This is a genomic window from Hyphomicrobium sp. CS1GBMeth3 (assembly GCF_900117455.1).
Lineage (GTDB): Bacteria > Pseudomonadota > Alphaproteobacteria > Rhizobiales > Hyphomicrobiaceae > Hyphomicrobium_C.
Map to the genome: position 1 here is coordinate 333,916 of NZ_FPHO01000003.1, position 20,484 is coordinate 354,399.

At 63.9% G+C, this 20,484-nt stretch carries 21 protein-coding genes; 4 read left to right on the forward strand and 17 right to left on the reverse strand.

Features of this window, described 5'->3' with window-relative positions; translation table 11 throughout:
* Nucleotides 1-112: 112 nt before the first annotated feature.
* Nucleotides 113-856 carry a superoxide dismutase gene (locus CS1GBM3_RS08890; protein ID WP_072394670.1) on the forward strand — a complete coding sequence of 248 codons (744 nt, stop codon included), beginning with the start codon at nt 113-115 and terminating at the stop codon, nt 854-856.
* Nucleotides 857-907: 51 nt separating this feature from the next.
* On the opposite strand, the gene CS1GBM3_RS20100 is transcribed toward CS1GBM3_RS08890, so the two are convergent.
* Nucleotides 908-1,060, reverse strand: coding sequence for a hypothetical protein (locus tag CS1GBM3_RS20100; RefSeq protein ID WP_244534601.1), 153 nt, complete (start codon nt 1,058-1,060; stop codon nt 908-910).
* Nucleotides 1,061-1,074: 14 nt separating this feature from the next.
* On the opposite strand from CS1GBM3_RS20100, the gene CS1GBM3_RS08895 reads away from it, so the two are divergent.
* Genes CS1GBM3_RS08895 through CS1GBM3_RS08905 form a run of 3 tightly spaced genes read left to right on the forward strand, consistent with a single transcriptional unit; the run spans nt 1,075 to nt 2,797 of the window.
* Nucleotides 1,075-1,434 (forward strand): DMT family protein, encoded by a 360-nt coding sequence (locus CS1GBM3_RS08895; protein WP_072394673.1) that lies wholly within the window; start codon nt 1,075-1,077, stop codon nt 1,432-1,434.
* A gap of 8 nt (nt 1,435-1,442) precedes the next feature.
* Complete coding sequence (locus CS1GBM3_RS08900) at nt 1,443-2,048, forward strand: DUF4202 domain-containing protein (protein WP_072394677.1); 606 nt, start codon at nt 1,443-1,445, stop codon at nt 2,046-2,048.
* Nucleotides 2,045-2,797, forward strand: a complete 753-nt coding sequence (locus CS1GBM3_RS08905; protein ID WP_072394680.1) for a sirohydrochlorin chelatase — start codon at nt 2,045-2,047, stop codon at nt 2,795-2,797. The genes CS1GBM3_RS08900 and CS1GBM3_RS08905 overlap by 4 nt, the downstream gene beginning before the upstream one ends.
* Here CS1GBM3_RS08905 and CS1GBM3_RS08910 read toward each other — a convergent pair.
* From CS1GBM3_RS08910 to ybeY, 16 genes are all read right to left on the reverse strand, one after another.
* Nucleotides 2,763-3,281, reverse strand: coding sequence for a GrpB family protein (locus tag CS1GBM3_RS08910; protein ID WP_072394683.1), 519 nt, complete (start codon nt 3,279-3,281; stop codon nt 2,763-2,765). The two genes, CS1GBM3_RS08905 and CS1GBM3_RS08910, sit on opposite strands and share 35 nt — an antisense overlap.
* Before the next feature lie 69 nt (nt 3,282-3,350).
* Nucleotides 3,351-5,543 (reverse strand): polyribonucleotide nucleotidyltransferase, encoded by a 2,193-nt coding sequence (pnp, locus tag CS1GBM3_RS08915; protein WP_072394686.1) that lies wholly within the window; start codon nt 5,541-5,543, stop codon nt 3,351-3,353.
* A gap of 222 nt (nt 5,544-5,765) precedes the next feature.
* Nucleotides 5,766-6,035 carry a 30S ribosomal protein S15 gene (gene rpsO / locus CS1GBM3_RS08920; RefSeq protein WP_072394689.1) on the reverse strand — a complete coding sequence of 90 codons (270 nt, stop codon included), beginning with the start codon at nt 6,033-6,035 and terminating at the stop codon, nt 5,766-5,768.
* Nucleotides 6,036-6,323: 288 nt separating this feature from the next.
* On the reverse strand, nt 6,324-7,241 hold the full coding sequence (gene truB / locus CS1GBM3_RS08925) for a tRNA pseudouridine(55) synthase TruB (protein WP_072394692.1): 918 nt from the start codon (nt 7,239-7,241) through the stop codon (nt 6,324-6,326).
* A 9-nt stretch (nt 7,242-7,250) separates the two neighbouring features.
* A complete protein-coding gene (locus tag CS1GBM3_RS08930) occupies nt 7,251-7,829 on the reverse strand; it encodes a hypothetical protein (RefSeq protein ID WP_072394695.1) in 579 nt (192 codons plus the stop codon).
* A 2-nt stretch (nt 7,830-7,831) separates the two neighbouring features.
* Complete coding sequence (rbfA, locus tag CS1GBM3_RS08935; protein WP_072394698.1) at nt 7,832-8,230, reverse strand: 30S ribosome-binding factor RbfA; 399 nt, start codon at nt 8,228-8,230, stop codon at nt 7,832-7,834.
* Between the two features lie 191 nt (nt 8,231-8,421).
* Nucleotides 8,422-11,136 carry a translation initiation factor IF-2 gene (gene infB, locus CS1GBM3_RS08940; protein WP_072394701.1) on the reverse strand — a complete coding sequence of 905 codons (2,715 nt, stop codon included), beginning with the start codon at nt 11,134-11,136 and terminating at the stop codon, nt 8,422-8,424.
* A 10-nt stretch (nt 11,137-11,146) separates the two neighbouring features.
* On the reverse strand, nt 11,147-11,827 hold the full coding sequence (locus tag CS1GBM3_RS08945; protein WP_072394704.1) for an RNA-binding protein: 681 nt from the start codon (nt 11,825-11,827) through the stop codon (nt 11,147-11,149).
* Between the two features lie 42 nt (nt 11,828-11,869).
* A complete protein-coding gene (gene nusA, locus CS1GBM3_RS08950; RefSeq protein ID WP_072394707.1) occupies nt 11,870-13,522 on the reverse strand; it encodes a transcription termination factor NusA in 1,653 nt (550 codons plus the stop codon).
* A 2-nt stretch (nt 13,523-13,524) separates the two neighbouring features.
* Nucleotides 13,525-14,148, reverse strand: coding sequence for a ribosome maturation factor RimP (rimP, locus tag CS1GBM3_RS08955; protein ID WP_244534602.1), 624 nt, complete (start codon nt 14,146-14,148; stop codon nt 13,525-13,527).
* Nucleotides 14,149-14,332: 184 nt separating this feature from the next.
* Nucleotides 14,333-15,046, reverse strand: coding sequence for a tRNA (guanine(46)-N(7))-methyltransferase TrmB (locus CS1GBM3_RS08960; protein ID WP_072394713.1), 714 nt, complete (start codon nt 15,044-15,046; stop codon nt 14,333-14,335).
* 72 nt (nt 15,047-15,118) lie between these two features.
* The gene (gene metK / locus CS1GBM3_RS08965; protein WP_072394715.1) at nt 15,119-16,321 is read right to left on the reverse strand and encodes a methionine adenosyltransferase; all 1,203 of its coding nucleotides are present in this window, start codon (nt 16,319-16,321) and stop codon (nt 15,119-15,121) included.
* 254 nt (nt 16,322-16,575) lie between these two features.
* Complete coding sequence (locus tag CS1GBM3_RS08970; RefSeq protein WP_072394718.1) at nt 16,576-17,037, reverse strand: helix-turn-helix domain-containing protein; 462 nt, start codon at nt 17,035-17,037, stop codon at nt 16,576-16,578.
* A gap of 184 nt (nt 17,038-17,221) precedes the next feature.
* On the reverse strand, nt 17,222-18,868 hold the full coding sequence (lnt, locus tag CS1GBM3_RS08975) for an apolipoprotein N-acyltransferase (RefSeq protein WP_072394720.1): 1,647 nt from the start codon (nt 18,866-18,868) through the stop codon (nt 17,222-17,224).
* A 6-nt stretch (nt 18,869-18,874) separates the two neighbouring features.
* Nucleotides 18,875-19,936 carry a hemolysin family protein gene (locus tag CS1GBM3_RS08980; RefSeq protein WP_072394722.1) on the reverse strand — a complete coding sequence of 354 codons (1,062 nt, stop codon included), beginning with the start codon at nt 19,934-19,936 and terminating at the stop codon, nt 18,875-18,877.
* Nucleotides 19,933-20,484: an rRNA maturation RNase YbeY gene (gene ybeY / locus CS1GBM3_RS08985; RefSeq protein ID WP_072394723.1), complete on the reverse strand. Its 552-nt coding sequence runs from the start codon at nt 20,482-20,484 to the stop codon at nt 19,933-19,935. The genes CS1GBM3_RS08980 and ybeY overlap by 4 nt, the downstream gene beginning before the upstream one ends.

Here is a 20,484-nt window from a genome sequence, read left to right on the forward strand (position 1 = left end):
ACCCTGCCTGAACCTTGTCGCCGCATCTGGCGTTGCCTTACAGGCCCGCTATATATCGCGTGACAGCGTTTCCCAGCCGCGACAAATATTTAGCCCAAAACGGAGACCGCCGATGCATACACCCGATCGCCGCAGCTTCCTTCTTGCCGCCGGGGCCGCGACCCTGGTCACTGCCGTTTCGGGGCACGGCTTCTTCGCCCAGGCCTTCGCGGCCGACACGCCGACCGGCCCGTTCGCGCTTCCCGACCTTCCCTACAAGCCGGACGCCCTCGAGCCTCACATCGACGCCACCACCATGGGGCTTCACCACGGCAAGCACCACCAGGCTTATGTGACCAACCTGAACAAGGCCTTGGCCGACCATGGTGAGCTGGCCAAATTGCCGCTCGAGGATCTGATCGCCAAGCTCGACGAGGTGCCCGAGAGCGTGCGCACGGCCGTACGCAACAACGGCGGCGGCCACGCCAACCACTCGATGTTCTGGCAGGTCATGGGCCCGCCCGGCGGCGAGGGACCCGAGGGCGACCTCAAGACTGCCATCGACAGCGACCTCGGCGGGCTCGAGAAGCTGCAGACCGATTTCAACGCCGCGGGCGGCAAGGTGTTCGGCTCCGGTTGGGTGTTCGTCACCGTCGACAAGGACGGCAAGCTGGCGCTGGTCTCGAAGCCCAACCAGGACACGCCGATCATGGAAGGCAAGCGCGTGCTGTTCGGCAACGACGTCTGGGAACACGCCTATTACCTGAAGTATCAGAACAAGCGCCCCGATTACCTGAAGGCCTGGTGGAACGTCGTCAACTGGAAGGCCGTCGGCGAGCGTTACACCGCTGCCAAAGCCGGCACGCTGAAAATCTGATTACATAGAACGTGCCGATAGCGAGCAATCGCTATCGGCCTCACCCAACACCTAGTCCCGGACAACGTAGCGGCCGGGACCGTTGGCAAACAGCAGCAGCAGTCCGCCCGCCAGCGCGACGTTCTTCATGAAGTTGATGAACTGCGCCTGCCCGCCGTCGCCAGACCATACCGTTGGTCCTTTCTGACCTGCCCGATATCGCATCCGCGGAGGCACACTTGCCAAGCACCGGCCTACCTCTCTCATCCTCTCCCATCCTGCTTCTCGTCGCCTCCAACGTCTTCATGACTTTCGCCTGGTACGGACACCTGAAATTCAAGGCAATCCCGATCTGGGTTGCGATTCTGGCCAGTTGGGGCATAGCCTTCTTCGAGTACTGCCTGGCGGTGCCGGCCAACCGCATCGGCCACGGCGTCTACACGACCGCCGAGCTGAAGACGATCCAGGAGGTCATCACCCTCACTGTGTTCGCGGGCTTCTCGGTACTGGTCATGAAGGAGCCGCTCACGCTTAACCATGCCGTTGGCTTCACGCTGATCGTGGCCGGCGCCTACTTCATCTTCCGAGGCCCGCTCTGAGGCTGCACATGAGCAACCCGACCCAGAGACTGCACGCGGCCATAGCCGCCGTCGACGCCGCCAACAGTGCCGACCCGAACCGCGTCGTGGTCGAGGGTGAAGAATTGCCGGCCGAGCTTGTCTATGGCCAGCGCATGAGCGCCATGCTGGATCGCGTCTATCCCGACGCCTCTGAAGCGCTACGGCTTGCGGTGCGCGCCCAACATATCCGCCGCTGGCAGGTGCCACGCGCGAGCTACCCCATGGACCGTCCGGGCTATTTGCGCTGGCGCAAGGAGTTGGGCCGCAAGCACGCCGAATGGGCAGGCGAGATCCTTGGCGCTTGCGGATATGACCCGGAGGACATCGCCCGGGTCGGCTCGCTCCTGCGCAAGGAAAACCTGCGCCGTGACGCGGAGACACAAGCCCTCGAGGATGTGGCCGCGCTGGTCTTCCTGCTGCACTACGCTGAGGACTTTGCCGCCAAGCACGCACCCGAAAAGGTCGTCACCATTCTCGCCAAGACGCTGGCCAAGATGTCGGAGCACGGCCAGGAGGCAGCCGGAGGTCTGGGCCTTGCTCCAGCGGTCCGCCATGCGCTCGAGGCAGCCATCGTGCAGGCAACCGATCCATGACCATCAAGGCCCCAGCCCTCGCCGTCGTGCTGGTGAGCCACGGAGATAGGGGCGGCGCCTCGCCCAACGCGGCCCTCAGAGCACAAGCCGACGCTGTACGCGAGCTCACGGGCCTCCATGTCGCCATCGGAATGCTGAAGGGCGAGCCCACGATCGAGCGGGGCGTCGCCGAAGCCGCAGCAACCGGCGCCCAGCACATCGCCGTCTATCCGCTCTTCATGGCCGACGGCTACTTCGTCAGCAAGGTGCGCGAGCGCGTCGCCGCGGCGGGCGTCGCACCGGAGCCGGAGGTGCTGTCTCCACTCGGCCTCGACCCCGCCTTGCCCGACGTTCTCGTTCAGGAAGCCGCGACTATGGCGCCCCGTAGGGGATTCGAACCCCTGCAATCACGCCTGCTTGTCGTCGGTCACGGCTCAAAGCTCGGCCCAGCTTCCGCAAACGCGACGCGCAAGGCCGCGGCCCGCGCCGCTCTTGCACGCCGTTTCGCGAGCGTCACAACAGCATTCCTCGAGGAGGATCCGTTTCTCGACGACGCCCTACGCGCGAGCCAGGCTCCGACCATCGTCGCCGGCTTCTTTTTCGGAGACGGCATGCACGCCGGCGAGGACGTGCCAGATGCCATCGAGGAGACCGGCGCCAACGCCATCTATACCGGCGCCATCGGCAATTCGCCCGCCGTAGCGCCCCTCATCGCCGCCGCATTGAACGCAAGCGTTATGAAGAAAGACGGACAAGAATCTCCTCGATGAAAGCGCTTTTTGCTGCCCGATAGGCATCCATCGGCGCGCCGGCATGCTGAAGCTTCAGAGCGTTGTAGCGCGCGACAAGCGCCGGATCGCGCTGGAGCGCTTCGACGAAAAGGTGAAAGTAGTCATCCTCCCCACCCGCCACTGTAAGCTGGATACCGAGGTGCGGCTCGGTTTGCGGATCCTCGAACGCGGCGAAGGTATCGGTACGCTTCGAGCCCGTATTGCGCGCAAACCCCTCCGCCAAGACGCGTTCGGCAACCGCGAAGTGCTCTGGCGCGACCCGAACCACGATATCGAGATCGCCTTTCGTCAAGCATCCGGAAACGGCTGTTGCACCGACATGCCGGATGTCGGCAGTAGCCGGGAGCACTTTCCTTAGTTCGGCAGCCACACGCTCAAAAAGGCGTTCGGCATCCGCACGCGCACGAACTTGGTCGATGTGGAGCGCGAAGTTCGGCTCGGATGGAAGATCGGAACGTGTCATGCAACGAGCGCTCCAAAAGCAGAACGGCGGCGATTGCCTCGCCGCCGTCCGTAATCTCATCGCGCGTGACTACTCGCGGCGGCGACGACCGCCACCCTCGCGCTCGCGCCGCGGCGGACGCTCGGCCGAGAACACCTCCTCAGGCTCGCCCTCGGCACGCGGGATCTCCGCACCCGTAGCCTGGTCGACGATCTTCATCGAGAGGCGCACCTTGCCGCGGTCGTCGAAGCCCAGGAGCTTCACGTAGACCTCCTGGCCTTCCTTCACGACCTCGCCGACCGTCTGCGGACGGCCCTGCGTGAGCTGCGAGATGTGAACGAGGCCGTCCTTGGCGCCGAAGAAGTTCACGAACGCACCGAACTCCATGATCTTCACGACCTTGCCCTTGTAGATCTGGCCAACCTCGGGCTCGGACGTGATGGATTTGATGCGGTTGAGCGCCGCCTCGATGCTCTCGCGCTTGGCGGCGGCGATCTTGACCGTGCCATCGTCGTCGATGTCGATCTTGGCGCCGCTCTCCTCGACGATCGAGCGGATCACCGAGCCACCCGAACCGATCACCTCGCGGATCTTGTCGGTCGGGATCTTGATGGTCTCGATGCGCGGCGCGTACTCGCCGAGTTCCTCACGGGCGCCGGTCAGCGCCTTGGACATTTCATCCAGGATATGCAGGCGACCCTTGTTCGCCTGCTCGAGGGCGACCTTCATGATCTCCTCGGTGATGCCGGTGATCTTGATGTCCATCTGCAGCGCGGTGACGCCATTCTCGGTGCCCGCCACCTTGAAGTCCATGTCACCGAGGTGATCCTCGTCGCCGAGGATGTCCGACAGCACGGCGAAGCCATCGCCTTCCTTGATGAGACCCATGGCGATGCCGGCGACCGGCGACTTCAGGGGCACACCGGCATCCATCAGAGCGAGCGACGTGCCGCACACGGTCGCCATCGACGACGAGCCGTTGCTCTCGGTGATCTCCGAGACCACGCGCAGCGTGTACGGGAACTCATCGGCCTTCGGCAGCAGCGGACGCACGGCGCGCCAAGCAAGCTTGCCGTGGCCAATCTCGCGCCGGCCGGGCGAGCCCATGCGGCCCGTCTCGCCCACCGAATAGGGCGGGAAGTTGTAGTGGAGCAGGAAGCGCTCCTTCTTCGTGCCCTCGAGGCTGTCGACATACTGCTCGTCCTCACCGGTGCCGAGCGTCGCCACGACAAGCGCCTGCGTCTCGCCGCGCGTGAACAGCGCCGAGCCGTGCGTACGCGGCAACACGTGCACTTCCGAAAGGATCGGACGCACGGTCTCGAGGTCGCGCCCGTCGATGCGCCGCTTCGTCTTCAAGACGTCGCCGCGCATGATGTCCATCTCGAGCGCCTTGAAGGCGTCGGAAAGCAGCACCTTCTCGCTGGGATCCTCGGACGGCAATTCGATGCCCTCGACGACCTTCTTTTTGGCCTCGGCGCAAAGATCCTGCCGCTTGCCCTTCTCCTTCGTCGAAAAGGCGGTCTTCAGAAGGTCACCGGCAAGCTCACGCACCTTGTCCTTGTACTTGCCCTTGTCGGGGATCTGGATATCCCACGGCTCCTTGGCGGCCTTCTCGGCGAGCTTGATGATGGCCTGGATCACCGGCTGGAAGTGCTTGTGGCCGAACATGACGGCCTCGAGCATCTTAGCCTCGGATAGCTCCTTGGCCTCGCTCTCGACCATCATCACGGCGTCCTGCGTGCCGGCGATAACGAGATCGAGCGTGCTTTCCGGCATCTCGTCGATCATCGGGTTCAGCACACACTCGCCGCCGATGACGCCGACACGCGCGGCGCCGATCGGTCCGAGGAACGGCAGGCCGGACAGCGTCAGCGCGGCGGAAGCCGCCACCATACCGACGATGTCGGGATCGTTCTCGAGGTCATGGCTGAGTACCGTGACGACGACCTGCACCTCGTTCTTGAAACCCTCGACGAAGAGCGGACGGATCGGGCGGTCGATGAGGCGCGAGGTCAGCGTCTCCTTCTCGGTGGGACGGCCCTCGCGCTTGAAGTAGCCGCCCGGGATTTTGCCGGCGGCATACGTGCGTTCCTGGTAGTTGACGGTCAGCGGGAAGAAATCGATGCCAGGCTTGACGCTCTTGGCGCCGACGACGGTGGCAAGCACGCTGGTCTCGCCATACTGCGCATAGACGGCGGCGTCAGCCTGACGGGCCATGTGCCCGGTTTCGAGCTTAAGCTTGCGCCCGCCCCATTCAATTTCCACGCGATGAATATCGAACATGTTCGTTCTTTCGTTCTATCTCTGTTTCATGTCTTTTGATGCGCGGCTTCCTTAGCACGAATGCGGATGGCGCCGCGAACCGAAAAGGTCAGCGGCGCCCAAAAGTGCTTCCGGAAAAGGGGATACCGGTTTTCCGATAAGAAGCGCGCCGAGAAAAGACCCTCACATTCGCGAAGGTCCGGAGCCTGAAAACCCTGGCATCGCAGCCTCGATCCGCGGCGCTTAGCGGCGAATTCCAAGCTTCTCGATGATCTTCTTGTAGCGCGCCTCGTCCTTGCGCTTGACGTAGTCAAGGAGCTGGCGGCGCTGGCTGACCATCTTGAGCAGCCCGCGACGCGAATGGTTGTCCTTCTTGTGCGTCTTGAAGTGCTCGGTAAGGCCGTTGATACGCTCGGTCAGGATCGCGACCTGCACTTCCGGCGAGCCGGTGTCGTTCGCCTTGGTGGCGTTGTCTTTGATAAGCTGAGCCTTGGCTTCAGTCGTGAGCGACATCAGAATCTCCTTTCAGGTTGGAGAGCAGCGCGCTTCATTGAGCGAAGACGGGCTGCCAGGAAGGCGGCCATGGCCGGGATGTCGTCCAGCCAGGTCGCAAATATGACCATGATCGTGTCGGATCTTTTCATCCGACACGTGAATCATCGGTCTCAAAAAAGTCGCCGCCCGCACCCAAGGCGCGGACAGGATGGCGCTTTATACACATTTGTAGCACCCACGCGAGCGAAATCAGCCACCTTCGCACACGGCTGAGTTGTAGTGACGCGGATGGGCAGCATTTCGGCCTTAACCGCCGAAATTGAACACCCGCGTTGGGTGCAGCGCGCCCTTCTCGATCTCGCCCAGCGCGATAATGCGGCCCTTGGACATGGCGTAGGCAGCCCCACCGAGAACCGGTGCGTCGCGCCCGCGGATCAGCACACTGCGCCCCTGCGCCAGATCGGCCGCATCGGACGGGCTGACGTTAACCTCGAGGATCTCGCCGAGCGCGATCTCGACCGGCTGCAGGAAGGAGGTCAGATCCTCTCCGGCTTCGGTCGCATCCTCGATCTCGTCCAGACCGACTGCGTTCTCCTCGCTGAACGGCCCGACGCGCGTCCGCCGGAGCGCGATCACGTGCCCGCGGCATCCGAACGTCCGGCCCAGGTCGCGCGCGATGGCACGCACATACGTTCCCTTGCCGCAGCGCGCCTCGAAAACGGCACTGTCGTTGTCCGGCACGTCGATCAGGCGCAATTCGTCGATGAAGACGGGTCGTGCCTCGAGCACGACGTCCTCACCGTCACGCGCGAGCGCATAGGCCCGCTCGCCATCGACCTTGATGGCCGAAAAGCGCGGCGGCACCTGCATGATCTCACCGGTGAACTGCGGCAGCAGCGCCTCGATGTCTTTCACCGTGGGCTGGCCCTCGCCGCTGGCGACCACCTCGCCTTCCGCGTCATCCGTCGCCGTCTCGGCGCCCCAGCGCACGGTGAAGCGATAGACCTTCTCGCCCTCGACCGCGAACGGCACCGTCTTCGTCGCCTCGCCGAATGCGATCGGCAGAATTCCGGTGGCGAGCGGATCGAGCGTGCCGGCGTGGCCAACCTTCTGCGCGAAATAAAGCCGCTTCAGGATGCCGACCGCGCGCGTCGACGTCATGTCGAGCGGCTTGTCGAGCACCAGCCAGCCGTGAACCGGATTGCCTTTCTTGCGTCGTGCCACGTCAAATCCTTATCGTGCGGAGGCTAAATCGAGCACGGGGCGAAGAAATTCTTCGCTCCGCTCGCGCGCCGCAGCGTTCAATCGACCGAAAACATCGCGAACCAGTGCGGAGCGCTCGTGCTCATCAGCAAATGCAGTGTTGGGAATCATGAAAAACAGCGAGCCGTGGGAGATCACGACGCCGTCGTGCTCGAGCAGCATCTGACTGATGCCATCCCACTTGATGTAGTACTCGATTTGCGATGTCGCGAACCGAACGCCGCCGGGATCCTGGCGAAAGCTCACGGCACTGTCGAAGTCGACACGCCCTTTTATCAGCCGCCGCCAACGTCGCCGAAGCAGGAAAAGCCCGCCGATCAGAACCACAACCAGCAGCGAGAGCCAGAACCACCAGGGAATACCCGCGTCACGTTCCAGCCGGTCAATCACGTCATCGAACACGACGAGAAGCGTTAGAAGCGCGAAATAGGAACCGAGCAGCAACCAAGTCAGCCGCCAGGGCGTCGAAAACGCCTTGCGGCTCGCCGAGCGCGAAAGCTTCGTCAGCCGCTCGAACGGCATTTGATAGGTCAGCTCCCGGTCCAACATCGTTAGTCCTTCTCCACATCGCGACGCACTTTGTCGCTATGCAGGAGCCGATCGATGCGTGTGACCTCCTCGAAGGTCTCATCCTCGCGGAAACGAACCTCTGGCGCCGACCTGAGATCGACCGCGTGCGCAATCTCGCCGCGAATGAAACGGCTGTTGCGCGCCAGAGCATCGATGACGACCTTGGTGTCCTTGCCGCCGAGCGGCATCACGTAGGCTGTCGCCAGCTTGAGATCCGGCGACATGCGCACTTCCGTGATCGTCACCACGTGCGACGCGAGCACATCATCGTAGATCTCGCCGCGCGCGAGCATCTCCGCGAGCTTGTGGCGGATCAGCTCGCCGACACGAAGTTGTCGCTGCGACGGCCCCTTGCCGTGCTGGGATTTCTGTCTGGACATATCTTCTCAATCCTACCGGGGTCGAACCGGTACGAGGCATTGGCCTCTAAAATGAAGCAAAAATCGGCTGCAAAGCAGCCGGGGAGCGTCTTGGCGAAGCCAAGCTCCGCTTGGACGCGACCCGCGACAAGTGTCGCGCCCCCGCGGAGGCTGCCCGCTCGCGAAACGAGCGGAACAGCAGCCGTGAGCGACTAGAGACTTCTCTGGATCGTCTCCACCTGGAAGCACTCGATCTCGTCGCCTTCGCGGATGTCCTGGTAGTTAGCGAATGCCATGCCGCACTCCTGTCCGGCCGGCACTTCCTTCACGTCATCCTTGAAGCGTTTCAGGATCGACAGCGTGCCCTCGTGAATAACGACCTTGTCGCGCAGCAAGCGCACCTTGGCGCCACGCTCGACCTTGCCTTCCGTCACGATACAGCCAGCGACCTTGCCCACCTTCGAGATATTGAACACCTGCTTGATGGAAGCGTAGCCGAGGAAGTTCTCGCGTATCGTAGGCGCGAGAAGGCCGGACATAGCCGCCTTCACGTCATCAACGAGGTCGTAAATGATGCTGTAATAGCGAAGCTCGATGCCTTGGCTGTCGGCCGCTTGCTTGGCCTGCGCGTTAGCACGCACGTTGAAGCCGACGACGACGGCCTTCGATGCCCCGGCCAACGCAACATCGGATTCCGTGATGCCACCGACACCCGAGTGCACGACACGAGCCTCGACTTCGTCCGTTCCGAGCTTCTTCAATGCGCCCTGAATGGCCTCGACAGAACCCTGGACGTCACCCTTGATGAGAAGGGTGAAATCCTTCTTTCCGGCCGCATCCTTCAGCGTCTGCATCATCTGTTCGAGCGTGCGCGGCGTGCCCGCAGAGCCGAGCGTCTCGCGACGCTTCCTGATGCGGTAGTCTGTGATCTCCCGCGCGCGCGCTTCGTTCTCGACGACAGCGATCTGATCGCCTGCCTCGGGGGCGGAATCAAAGCCCAGCACCTCAACAGGGACAGAAGGCCCGGCAGAATCGACGTTCTTGCCCTGATCGTCGATCAGCGCACGCACGCGGCCCCAGGCGGTACCGGCAACGACAATATCGCCGAGACGCAGCGTACCGCGCTGAACGAGCACGGTGCCAACCGGGCCGCGGCCACGCTCAAGCTTGGCCTCGATCACGATGCCTTCGGCCGACCGATTCGGGTTGGCTTTGAGATCGAGCACTTCCGCCTGCAGATGGATCGTCTCGAGCAGCTTGTCGAGGTTGGTGCCCTTCAACGCCGAGACCGGAACCTCGAGCGTCTCACCGCCCATGCTCTCGACGACGATCTCGTGCGAGAGGAGGTCGGTCTGCACACGCTTCGGATCCGCGGCCGGCTTGTCGATCTTGTTGATCGCAACAATGATCGGCACGTTCGCAGCCTTGGCGTGATTGATGGCTTCCACCGTCTGCGGCATGACGCCGTCGTCGGCCGCCACCACCAGCACCACGATGTCCGTCACCTTGGCGCCGCGGGCACGCATCGCCGTGAACGCGGCGTGGCCGGGCGTATCGATGAACGTCACCTTGTCGCCGGACGGCGTCGACACCTGATAAGCGCCGATATGCTGCGTGATGCCACCCGCTTCGCCTGACACGACATTGGTCTTGCGAATGGCGTCGAGCAGCGACGTCTTGCCGTGATCGACGTGTCCCATGATTGTGACCACGGGCGCACGCGGGCTCTGTGCGTCTTCCGTATCCTTCTCGCCGATGAAGCCGGTTTCCACGTCGGCTTCCGAGACGCGCTTCGGCGTATGGCCGAACTCGGTGACGATAAGCTCCGCCGTGTCCGCATCGATCACGTCGGTGATCTTATGCATGGCGCCTTCCTTCATCAGGAACCTGATGACATCGACACCGCGCTCGGTCATGCGGTTGGAGAGCTCTTGAATGGTGATCGCCTCGGGGATCACGACTTCACGCACAATCTTGTCCCTCGGCTGCTGGATGCCCATCGCCTTGAGCTTCTCGCGCTCACGCTTGCGCTTGAGCGAGGCGAGGGACCGTTCGCGCTGCTGCTCGTCGAGCGCGTTGTTGATGGTGAGCTTGCCGCGCTCGCGCTTGGTGTCCGTGGTCGGCGCCTTGACCGGAACGCGCACCAGCTTGCCGCCGCGCTTGATGGCGCGGCTTTCCTCGTCGTCACCGGCCTCGGCGGCCACGGGACGCGCGCGGACTTCCTTGACGATCTTGGTGACCTCACCCGCGCCGCGATCGGCGGCGGGCGGCGGACTGGCCGGACGCGGAATCTCGATCTGCTTCGGACGCCCACCTTCGCGCGGCGCAAAGCGCGGATCGAAGCTTGCAGGACGCTGACGCTGCGGCGGACGCCCGCCAGCGCTCTCACCGGCAGGACGCTGAGTACGCTCGACCGGAGCCGGGCGGGCAGGAGCGGGCGTCGCAGCCGGTCTTGGCGCCGGAGCGGCCGCGCTGGCCGATTCCCCTGCAGGAGCCGGCGGCTGAGCCGGAGCGGCAGCTGCTGCGGCACGCGAAGCTTCCGCCTCCTCGCGCTGCTGCTCGGCAGCGCGCTGCGCATCGACGACCGCCTGCTTGCGGGCTTCGGCTAGAGCGCGCGCACGTGCGTCGCGCTCCTCCGGACGCAGAAGATCACTCTTGCCGGCATCGGCGCGCGGCGGCGTCTTCGGCGCAGGTCTCGTCTCTGCCTTGGGCGCCGCCGGCGCAGCGGTGGGCGCAGATGTTTCCGCAGCGGGCGCTCCCGGCGCGGTCAGCTTGCGCGTCTTGCGTTTCTCGACCACGACCGACTTAGAGCGTCCATGGCTGAAGCTCTGCCGGACGTGGCCCGATTCAACGGTGCGCTGCAGCGAAAGCGGTTTGCGTCCGCCCCCGGTCAACGTCTTGTCGGCAGTGTCCTTGGTTTCGCTCATTCGATATCCGTTAAACCTCTAAATCCTGGGCATTTTCCGGCCCGCGGGATGTGGCGGTGCCCAACCGGTAGCGGGAGAGCCGCTCGGCCTCTTCCATAAATCGCTCGGCGGCCCCGCCTTTTATGAGGGCAGCATGTACCACATTTGACCGCCCCATGGCCAAGCTCAATTGTTCTGTCGATAGACTGGTTACCACAGCCGCTTCGCGCCCCGCGGCACGTGCAACCGCAGCAAATTTCCGGGCGAGCTTCTCGCGGCCGCCCTCAGCGGCGTCGCCGGCCTGAACAAGACCGATGGCCGCCCCCGAGGCAATGAGCTCGTCCACCTGCTGAAAGCCCGTCGTCACGAGCCCCGCTTTGTTGGCGAGGGCCAGAGCTTCCAGTGCACGCTTCTCGAGCAAATGCTCGACGCGCTCGGCGAGCGCCGGATCGGCCTTGACCGAGCGCTTGAGGCTCCTCGCGAAAACGTTGTTACGGACTGCCTGGGCGACGGTCGCCTTGTCGGCTTTCACCCAGACGCCGCGACCGGGTAGGCGCCGCGCCAGATCCGGAACGACGCCACCGTCCGGATCGGCGACAAACCGGATCAGGAGCGCGGGATCGAGTGCCTCCCGTGTGGCCGCGCAGAGGCGCTGGCTGCTGGAATGACCAGCAGGCTCGGCGTCATCAAGCTGGCGGCGGCGGTCAGCCAATGCCCCAAATCCTCCAAGGCTCTGTCGTTCGCGGTCACGGCCTTAGGCTTCCGAGGCGGGCTCGGCAGCCTCGGATCCGTCGGCCGCCTCAGTCTCGGCGCCCTCTTCGGCCGCAGGCTGAAGGTCCTCGGCCGTGATCCAGCCGGCGAGCACACGCGCCGCCATGATCAAGTCCTCGGCCTCCTTGCGACCCAACTCGAAGCCTTCGAGCACGCCCTTGTGGCGCACCGGCTCCACGTCCTTGTCCTTCGAGCGCTCGGTCCAGCCAACGAGATCGTCGGTGGCGCAGTCAGCGAGATCCTCGAGCGTCTTGATGCCGTTCTCGCCGAAGGCAACCAGCATGGCCGTCGTCACGCCCTCGACCTTGGTGAGTTCATCGGAAACGCCGAGCTCGCGCCGGCGCGCATCGCGTTCGGCCTCGATCTTCTCGAGATACTCGCGCGCACGCGTCTGGATCTCTTCCGCCGTGTTCTCGTCGAAGCCCTCGATGTGGGCGATCTCCGAGAGCTCGACGTAGGCGACCTCCTCGACCGAGGCGAAGCCCTCGGTGACGAGCAGCTGCGCGATGACCTCGTCCACGTCGAGGGCATCCATGAACACCTGCGAGCGCTCCGCGAACTCCTTCTGACGCCGCTCGCTCTCTTCCTGCTCGGTCAGGATGTCGATGTCCCAGCCCGTGAGCTGCGAGGCAAGACGCACGTTCTGGCCGCGCCGGCCGATGGCGAGCGAGAGCTGGCTCTCCGGCACCACCACCTCGATGCGGTTCGAATCTTCATCGAGCACGACCTTGGACACTTCGGCAGGCGCCAGCGCGTTGACGATGAAGCTCGCCGCGTCGTTGTTCCACTGGATGATGTCGACCTTCTCGCCCTGCAGCTCGTTGACGACCGCCTGCACGCGGGCGCCGCGCATACCGACGCACGCGCCGACCGGATCGATCGAGCTGTCGCGCGAGATGACGGCGATCTTGGCGCGTGAGCCGGGGTCGCGCGCCACCGACTTGATCTCGACGGTGCCGTCGTAGATCTCCGGCACCTCCTGCGCGAAGAGCTTGCTCATGAACTCTGGGCGCGCACGAGATAGGAAGATCTGCGGCCCGCGCTGCTCGCGGCGCACGTCGTAGATGTAGGCGCGGATGCGGTCGCCGTAGCGTACGTTCTCGCGCGGGATCATCTCGTCGCGGCGGATGATGCCCTCAGCACGGCCGAGATCGACGATGACGTTACCGTATTCGGCGCGCTTGACCGTGCCGTTGACGATCTCGCCGACGCGATCCTTGTACTCGTTGAACTGCCGGTCGCGCTCCGCCTCGCGCACCTTCTGCACGATGACCTGCTTGGCGTTCTGCGCCGCCACACGGCCGAAATCGAGCGGCGGCAGGCTCTCGGCAATGAGATCGCCGACCTTCGCTTCGGGGTTGCGGCGCTTCGCGTCTTCGAGCGTGATCTGCGTCGCCTCGTTCTCGACCTCGTCGACGACCGCGAGCACGCGAGAAAGGCGCGTCTCGCCGGTCCTGGGATCGATCTCGCAGCGGATATCGTTCTCGGTGCCGTAGCGCGATTTCGCAGCCTTCTGGATCGCATCCTCCATGGCCTGGATCACGATCTTGCGGTCGATGGTCTTTTCCCGCGCGACGGCGTCTGCAATCTGCAGAAGCTCGAGCCTGTTGGCACTGATGCCTGCTACGCCTGCCATAGTCAGAGACCCTCCACGTCGTCGGTCTTCAAATCATCCGGATCGGCTTCCGCGCCGTCTCCGAGTTGTCCTTTGCCCTTCGCCTTGGCGCGGGCCAGCGCCTCGCGGATCAATTCGTCGGTCAACACCAGCCGCGCGCTGGCGATCATGTCGACCGCTAATCCAATGACCTTGCGGCCCTCTTCGCCGAGATCGGCTTCGATCAGCACTTCGCCGTCCTCGAAGCCCTCGAGGTGCCCGCGAAAGCGGCGGCGCCCATCGACGGGCAACTTCAGCTCGATCTTGGCTTCCGAGCCCGCCCAATCGACAAAATCCGAAGGCCTGACCAGCGGCCGGTCAATCCCCGGCGACGAGATCTCGAGCCGGTAGCTGTCGCTGACGATGTCAGCGACGTCGAGCACCGGAGAGACGGCCTTCGAAACCGCCTCGCAATCCTCGATCGTCATCGAGCCGTCTGGCCGTTCGGCCATGATCTGCAAGGTCTTGCCGTCACGCCCAGATATTTCGATACGCACAAGCCGGAATCCAAGGCTCTCGAGCACGGGCTCGACGAGCTGCGCGATTTCCGATGCGAGACCAGTCTCCTGGATGAAACGGTCGTTCGTACCTTGCATAACCCGGTGCATTCCGGCCGCCGTCTCCGGCTTGCCAAAACAAAAAGAGCGGACCCTTGAGGGGCCCACTCTCAGAGTTGAGATGATCATGAGCAAACGAAAGATACGTGACTGTGACAGTCCTTGCAAGCGTATTTGCTGGCTTTTCTTCCGCTGGCGCCCCTTCGATATGAGCCAATTGTAAGAATTGGCCGAATCACACCCGGATAAACCGCAGGAAATAGCAGCGACGGCCCTCCCGGCCGGCTTTGACCTCATAACGCGTCCCCGGCCAGTCCGCCGGCCGCTGCCGCCAATCTGCCGGCCGGTCTGCAGTCCAGCGGAAGAACGGTGTTTGTTGCACGGCGTACAGCGCCGTGCCTGCGTAGTCGCCGATATCGGAGGCGAACCGCAGCTCCGCGCCGGGCTTCATCACGCGGGCCAGAAGTCGCAGCAGATCCGGCGAGAAGAGCCGCCGCTTGCGATGCCGCTTCTTCGGCCAGGGATCGGGAAACAGAATGAAGGCGCGATCGAGAGATGCCTCCGGCAACCATCGCAAGAGCGGCCGTACGTCATCACCGAGAAGACGGATGTTGCCGAGCCCCTTGTCGTCGACCGCCGTCAGAGCCTTGACCAGCCCCTCCTCGAACGGCTCACAGCCGATGAGGCCGACATTCGGATTTGCCTCCGCCTGCCAGATCAAATGCTCCGCCCCGCCGAACCCGATCTCGAGCCAAAAGGCGGAGGTCCCTGGCGGAAACAGCGCCGTGATGTCGGTCGGCGCCGGACCACTGGGGTCGATCGCGACCCGCGGCAGGAGCTCCGTTAGCAAGCGCTCCTGACGCGCGCTGAGCTTGCGACCGCGGCGGCGTCCGAACGAACGGATCTCCGCCGCTTCTGGATGAGAGGATTTTTCAGAAGCCGGATCCACAGATGCCTTTCCCTTAACGCAAACGGCCGCAGGAACACTGCGGCCGCTCAGGTCTCTGCTCGAGATGAAAGCTCAAACGGCCTTCTGAATCGCGTCGGCGAGGTCGAGCTTCTCCCACGAGAAGCCGCCATCGTTGTCCGGCTTGCGGCCGAAATGACCGTAAGCCGACGTACGCGCATAAATCGGCCGGTTGAGATCGAGCTGCTGGCGAATGCCGCGCGGCGTCAGATCCATGGCCTTGTCGAGAGCCAGCTCGATGGCAGCTTCGTCAACCTTACCCGTGCCATGCGTATCGACATAGATCGACAGCGGCTTGGCGACGCCGATGGCATACGAAAGCTGGATCGTGCAGCGGTCCGCGAGCCCGGCAGCGATAACGTTCTTGGCCAGATAGCGCGCGGCATAAGCTGCCGAGCGATCGACCTTGGTTGGATCCTTGCCCGAGAACGCGCCGCCGCCGTGCGGAGCCGCGCCACCATAGGTGTCGACGATGATCTTGCGGCCGGTGAGGCCCGTGTCGCCGTCCGGACCGCCTACGAAGAACTTGCCCGTCGGGTTGATGTGCCAGATCGTATCCCGGCCGATCCATCCGTCCGGAAGCGCCGTGCGCACATAGGGCTCGACGATATCGCGCACGTCCTTCGAGGACAGATCCTCAACCACATGCTGATGCGAGACCACGATCTGCGTCACGCCGACCGGCTTGCCATTCTCATAGCGCACCGTCACCTGGCTCTTGGAATCGGGACCGAGCTTGGCGGCATCGCCGTTCTTCGATTTGCGGGCGCGCGCCAGATCCTCGAGGATCTTGTGGCTGTAATAGATCGGCGCCGGCATCAGTTCGGGCGTCTCACGGCAGGCATAGCCGAACATGATGCCCTGATCGCCCGCGCCCTCTTCCTGGTTGGCAGGCTGCTTGGCATCGACACCCTGCGCGATGTCGGCCGACTGCCCGTGAAGAAGCACCTCGATATTGCAGTTCGCCCAATGGAAGCCAGCCTGCTCGTAGCCGATGTCGCGGATCGCGGTGCGCGCGATGTCCTCGATCTTGGCGACCGTCATCGAGCGCGGACCGCGATACTCCCCGGCGATGACGACGCGATTGGTCGTTGCTAGCGTCTCACAGGCCGCGCGGATGCTCCAGGGATCCAGCCCCTCGGCGAGACCGTCGCGATAGAAGGCATCGACCACCTCGTCCGAGATCCTGTCACAGACCTTGTCGGGATGGCCTTCGGAAACGGATTCGCTCGTGAAAAGATAAGACTGGCGTGCCACCTGATCCCTCGATCTTCGTTGCTGCCTGCTTGAATTTTTCGACACAGTTTGCCGAGTGAAACGGGAAACGGTCGGCCCCGAGCGTCCGGCGGGACCTAGAAGCGTAGCAGGCGTGTCTTGCCGGTTTTACCAAGTCCGGTCAAGCACCGCACCCGTGCAAAGCTTAGCAGGTGCGCGCGATTGCCTGCACTCGCAGGTTCACCTGCGCATGCGCCTGCATCGCAATGACGCACGCCCCGCCGACGGGAAACTCCTCAGTCGAGCGGATCCTCTCCGCCAAGCGCGCGCACCAACTCCACGATCGACCGGCGTACGCGGGCGTCGGTTATTTTCACGAAGGCTTTGTTGAGCTCCATGCCCTCACGGGTCGAAAGAAATTCGATTACATAGCTTTCCGCCGGCTTTTCCGCAAAACCGGGAACAAGCGAGGTCTCGATCAGCTCGGCCGGAGCTTCATCATAAAAAAATTGCACCGGCACGCCGAGAACGCGCGAAAGATCGAACAACCGGCTGGCGCCAATACGGTTAACGCCTTTCTCGTATTTCTGAACCTGCTGAAAAGTCAGGCCCAGATGCTCGCCGAGTTTCTCCTGGCTCATGCCAAGCAGCATCCGGCGCAAACGCACCCGCGTTCCGACGTGCGCATCGATAGGGTTGGGCTTGCGGGCACTCCGCTCGCTGTCGACGTCATCGTCGATGGCATCGTCTTTTGACATACTTCACTCCAAAGCCCTGAACGGCCGCCGGTCCGTCTCTGCCTATGGAAGTCGGGGCGCGGGGTCAATAATTTACCCATGGGAAATTAACTTCACGTCACACCTGTAATTGCGCATCCGCGCACAGGGCAACCTCAGCGAGCGGAAGATCGAATGTCGCAGAAAGAAAGCGTTTTTCGTGCTTTCAAGAATAACGAGGATGCCGGCGAAAGCTGAAAAAATAGACAGCACCCGCGCCAAAGACTGCCAATAGGAAAAAGGTACTGTCGCCGAGCATGGCGTAGAGCGGAGCAGCCCGCGCCACGGGTAATTGGGAATCCAGAGATCCTCTAACATTTAAATCGAGCATATCGACGACCCGCCCGCTGGCGTCGACGACTGCCGAGATTCCATTGTTCGCCACGCGCAAAAGCGGCAAGCCCTCCTCCACGGCACGCACGCGGGCCTGATGGAAATGCTGACGCGGTCCCGTGGTGTTGCCGAACCAGCCGTCATTGGTGACGTTGACGAGCACGGCTGGAGGACCGGCGCTGGCCGCACCGACGCCGGGAAAGATCGCCTCGTAGCAGATGAGCCCGCCGGCCGGCGGCAGACCCGGTACGTCGAGCAGCGGCCGCGGCGACACACCGACCGAGAACCCGCCGCGCCAGCGTGTGAGCTGCTCGAGCCCGATCGCCTCGAGCGTGCTCTGCCAAGGTAGGTACTCCCCAAACGGCACGAGGTGAGTCTTGTCGTAGGTTCCAGCCAGCGTTCCCGCGCTGTCGAAAACCATAAGACTGTTGTAGGCCCGGATCGGCACCGCCGCAGGGTCGCCGCCAGCGCCCTCGCGCCTTAGCGCGCCGGTCAGCAGCAACGCCCCGTCCGGCAACATCTCGCCAATGGCAGCCAGCGCCTCCGGATGCTCGAGCGGAAGAAACGGCATCGCCGCCTCCGGCCAGATCACATGCGTGATGCCGGAGAGATCATCCTGGCGCCCTGACGCGTCGACCGCCGACAGAGCCAAGTGGTCCTGGAAGATCGCCGCCTGCCTGTCGGGCCGCCACTTCTCCCGCTGCGGAACGCTCGGCTGCACGATGCGGAGCCGAACGCCATCGACATGACCGGACGGAGCGGTCGCAAGTCGCACGGCGCCATAGGCGGCGAGCAGAACGAGCGGCACACCCGAGAGCCCAAGCACCCGCAGCCCTGCCTGACGCCGAGCAGAAGCGCTCGCGTCCGCGAGCAGCACCAAAGGCGCTGCGAAAACCGGCACCGCAACGAGCGTCAGCCCGTAAATGCCGATGAGCCCAGCGCTCTGCATCAACAGCACCGGCCAGGTCAGCGCATACCCGAGCACATTCCACGGGAAGCCTGTCAGGATATGGCCGCGCAGCCATTCTGCGAGCGCGAGCGCAATCGCGAGGGTGACGAGCCGGGCTATACCGGGGCGCCACACCAACGCGGCCACAGCAGCAGCCGTAGCCCAGAACAGAGCCAGGCCGGCCGGCATCAGCGTCACCGCGAACGGCAGGAGCCAGCCGAATTTATCGGCTTCCACAAGGAAGGCTTCGCCGATCCAGAAGAGACCAAGCAGGAAGTAGCCGAAGCCGAACCACCATCCCGCGACCGCCGCACTGCGGGCCGCCCCGCGAACGCCGTGGTCATGGCGCACCGCATCGTCGAGAAGCCAGACGAGCACGGGCAGTGTCAGGAACAGGATCGGCGCGAAGAAGAAAGGCGCCATGGACAGGTTCGAGAGAGCGCCAGCGGCGAACGCGAGGCCCCAGCGGCGCCACCCGCGCGCCGCCATGACGGTGTAACGCCAGTCTGAGATCCGATCCCAGCCCCCCATACCCGATCAGCCGGCCGGCTGCGCGTCGCCCTCCGAGGGCGCGGGCGGCAGATGGATCTTGAGCCGCTTCACGCGCCGCGGATCGGCATCCAGCACCTCGAACTCGACGCCGGAGGCCGGATGGCGGATCAATTCGCCGCGCGCAGGAACCCGGCCAACGATCGTGAACACGAGCCCGCCGAGCGTATCGATATCGGCTTCCTCCTCGGGCGTCAGAAGCGTCCGCCCGAGCCGGTCCTCGAGCTCCTTGACCGGCGCGCGGCCCGACGCCACCAAGCCGAGCTTGGCGTCGTCATAGATGAGGTCCGCCTCCTCCTCGTCGTGCTCGTCCTCGATGTCGCCGACGATCTGCTCGACGAGATCCTCGATCGTGACGAGTCCGTCCGTGCCACCGTATTCATCGACGATCAGCGCCATGTGAATGTGCGTCGCCTGCATGCGCACGAGCAGGTTCATCGCCGGCATGGAGGGCGGCACGTAGAGCACCGGCTTCCTGAGCTTCAAAACCGCGATGGGCCGGCTGAGATCGATACGGCTGAGATCAGGCTTGTTGCCACCCAGCTCCGACGGCTTGGCAGCGGGATCAGCCTTGATTTCGGGATGGGCCGGCCGCTGCTTGATCGGCTCGCGCAATGCCCGCCCCGCGACCTCGGCCGAAACCCAGCGGAACAGATCCTTGATGTGGATCATGCCACGCGGGTCATCGAGCGTATCGTGGTAGATCGGAATACGCGAGACCCCCGATTCCTCGAACAGACGAACGAGGGAGCCGAGCGACTCCGTCTCTTCGATGGCGATGATGTCGGCGCGCGGCACCATGATCTCGTCGACGCGCGAGGCGCCGAAGCGCAACAACCCCGACAGCATCTTGCGCTCCTCGGGCGAGAAGCCGCCGGTCGCTTTCTGCTCCTCCTTGAGCAGCACCTCGAGCTTGTCGCGCAGCGTCGGCTGCTCGGCGAGACCGAGGCGTGTCCACAAATTCTGCAGCCAGCCGCTCGCGCTCTCGCGCATGGTGCGCCGTTCGGGCGCATAGGTCACATCATCCATCTGGTCGTCGCTATTGGTCATGGGATTGAGGGGGCTATTGCGTCGTCGCCATAGGGATTGGCGATGCCAAGCGTTGCAAGCACGTCGATCTCGATGCCTTCCATCTCGCGCGCCTCCGCTTCGGTCTCGTGATCGAAACCGAGCAGATGCAGGAGACCGTGCACGACGAGATGCTGTAGGTGGTGAGCGGGAGACACGCCTTGCTCGGCGGCCTCGCGCTCGATCGTTTCCTGCGCCAGCACGATGTCGCCGAGCGACGGACCGAGCGCCGTGCCGGGCAACGGCGTCGCAGGAAAGGAAAGAACGTTTGTCGGTTTGTCCTTGCCGCGGAAGCGCGCGTTGAGCTCCTGCACGGTGGCATCATCGCTGAGCGCGATACAGGCTTCCGTCGGCTTGCGCGAGGCAAAACGCGGGTCCGTCGCCAGCGCGCGACCCGCGGCCTCGATCAGTGCATCCCGATCGCCGATCCGCGACCAGTCCCCCGCTTCATGCAGAATGTCGAGGCTGAGCCAGAGGGGCAGCTCACGCCACCCCTCGCTCCGACTTCGACTGTCCGCAGAATCGGGCAT

Bases quoted from the DNA above. Each gene is read 5' to 3' on its own strand.
- CS1GBM3_RS08890 (WP_072394670.1), top strand. From the start codon at position 113: ATGCATACACCCGATCGCCGCAGCTTCCTTCTTGCCGCCGGGGCCGCG.
- CS1GBM3_RS20100 (WP_244534601.1), bottom strand. From the start codon at position 1,060: ATGCGATATCGGGCAGGTCAGAAAGGACCAACGGTATGGTCTGGCGAC.
- CS1GBM3_RS08900 (WP_072394677.1), top strand. From the start codon at position 1,443: ATGAGCAACCCGACCCAGAGACTGCACGCGGCCATAGCCGCCGTCGAC.
- CS1GBM3_RS08905 (WP_072394680.1), top strand. From the start codon at position 2,045: ATGACCATCAAGGCCCCAGCCCTCGCCGTCGTGCTGGTGAGCCACGGA.
- CS1GBM3_RS08910 (WP_072394683.1), bottom strand. From the start codon at position 3,281: ATGACACGTTCCGATCTTCCATCCGAGCCGAACTTCGCGCTCCACATC.
- pnp (WP_072394686.1), bottom strand. From the start codon at position 5,543: ATGTTCGATATTCATCGCGTGGAAATTGAATGGGGCGGGCGCAAGCTT.
- rpsO (WP_072394689.1), bottom strand. From the start codon at position 6,035: ATGTCGCTCACGACTGAAGCCAAGGCTCAGCTTATCAAAGACAACGCC.
- CS1GBM3_RS08930 (WP_072394695.1), bottom strand. From the start codon at position 7,829: ATGTTGGACCGGGAGCTGACCTATCAAATGCCGTTCGAGCGGCTGACG.
- rbfA (WP_072394698.1), bottom strand. From the start codon at position 8,230: ATGTCCAGACAGAAATCCCAGCACGGCAAGGGGCCGTCGCAGCGACAA.
- infB (WP_072394701.1), bottom strand. From the start codon at position 11,136: ATGAGCGAAACCAAGGACACTGCCGACAAGACGTTGACCGGGGGCGGA.
- nusA (WP_072394707.1), bottom strand. From the start codon at position 13,522: ATGGCAGGCGTAGCAGGCATCAGTGCCAACAGGCTCGAGCTTCTGCAG.
- rimP (WP_244534602.1), bottom strand. From the start codon at position 14,148: ATGCACCGGGTTATGCAAGGTACGAACGACCGTTTCATCCAGGAGACT.
- CS1GBM3_RS08970 (WP_072394718.1), bottom strand. From the start codon at position 17,037: ATGTCAAAAGACGATGCCATCGACGATGACGTCGACAGCGAGCGGAGT.
- lnt (WP_072394720.1), bottom strand. From the start codon at position 18,868: ATGGGGGGCTGGGATCGGATCTCAGACTGGCGTTACACCGTCATGGCG.
- CS1GBM3_RS08980 (WP_072394722.1), bottom strand. From the start codon at position 19,936: ATGACCAATAGCGACGACCAGATGGATGATGTGACCTATGCGCCCGAA.
- ybeY (WP_072394723.1), bottom strand. From the start codon at position 20,484: ATGCCCGATTCTGCGGACAGTCGAAGTCGGAGCGAGGGGTGGCGTGAG.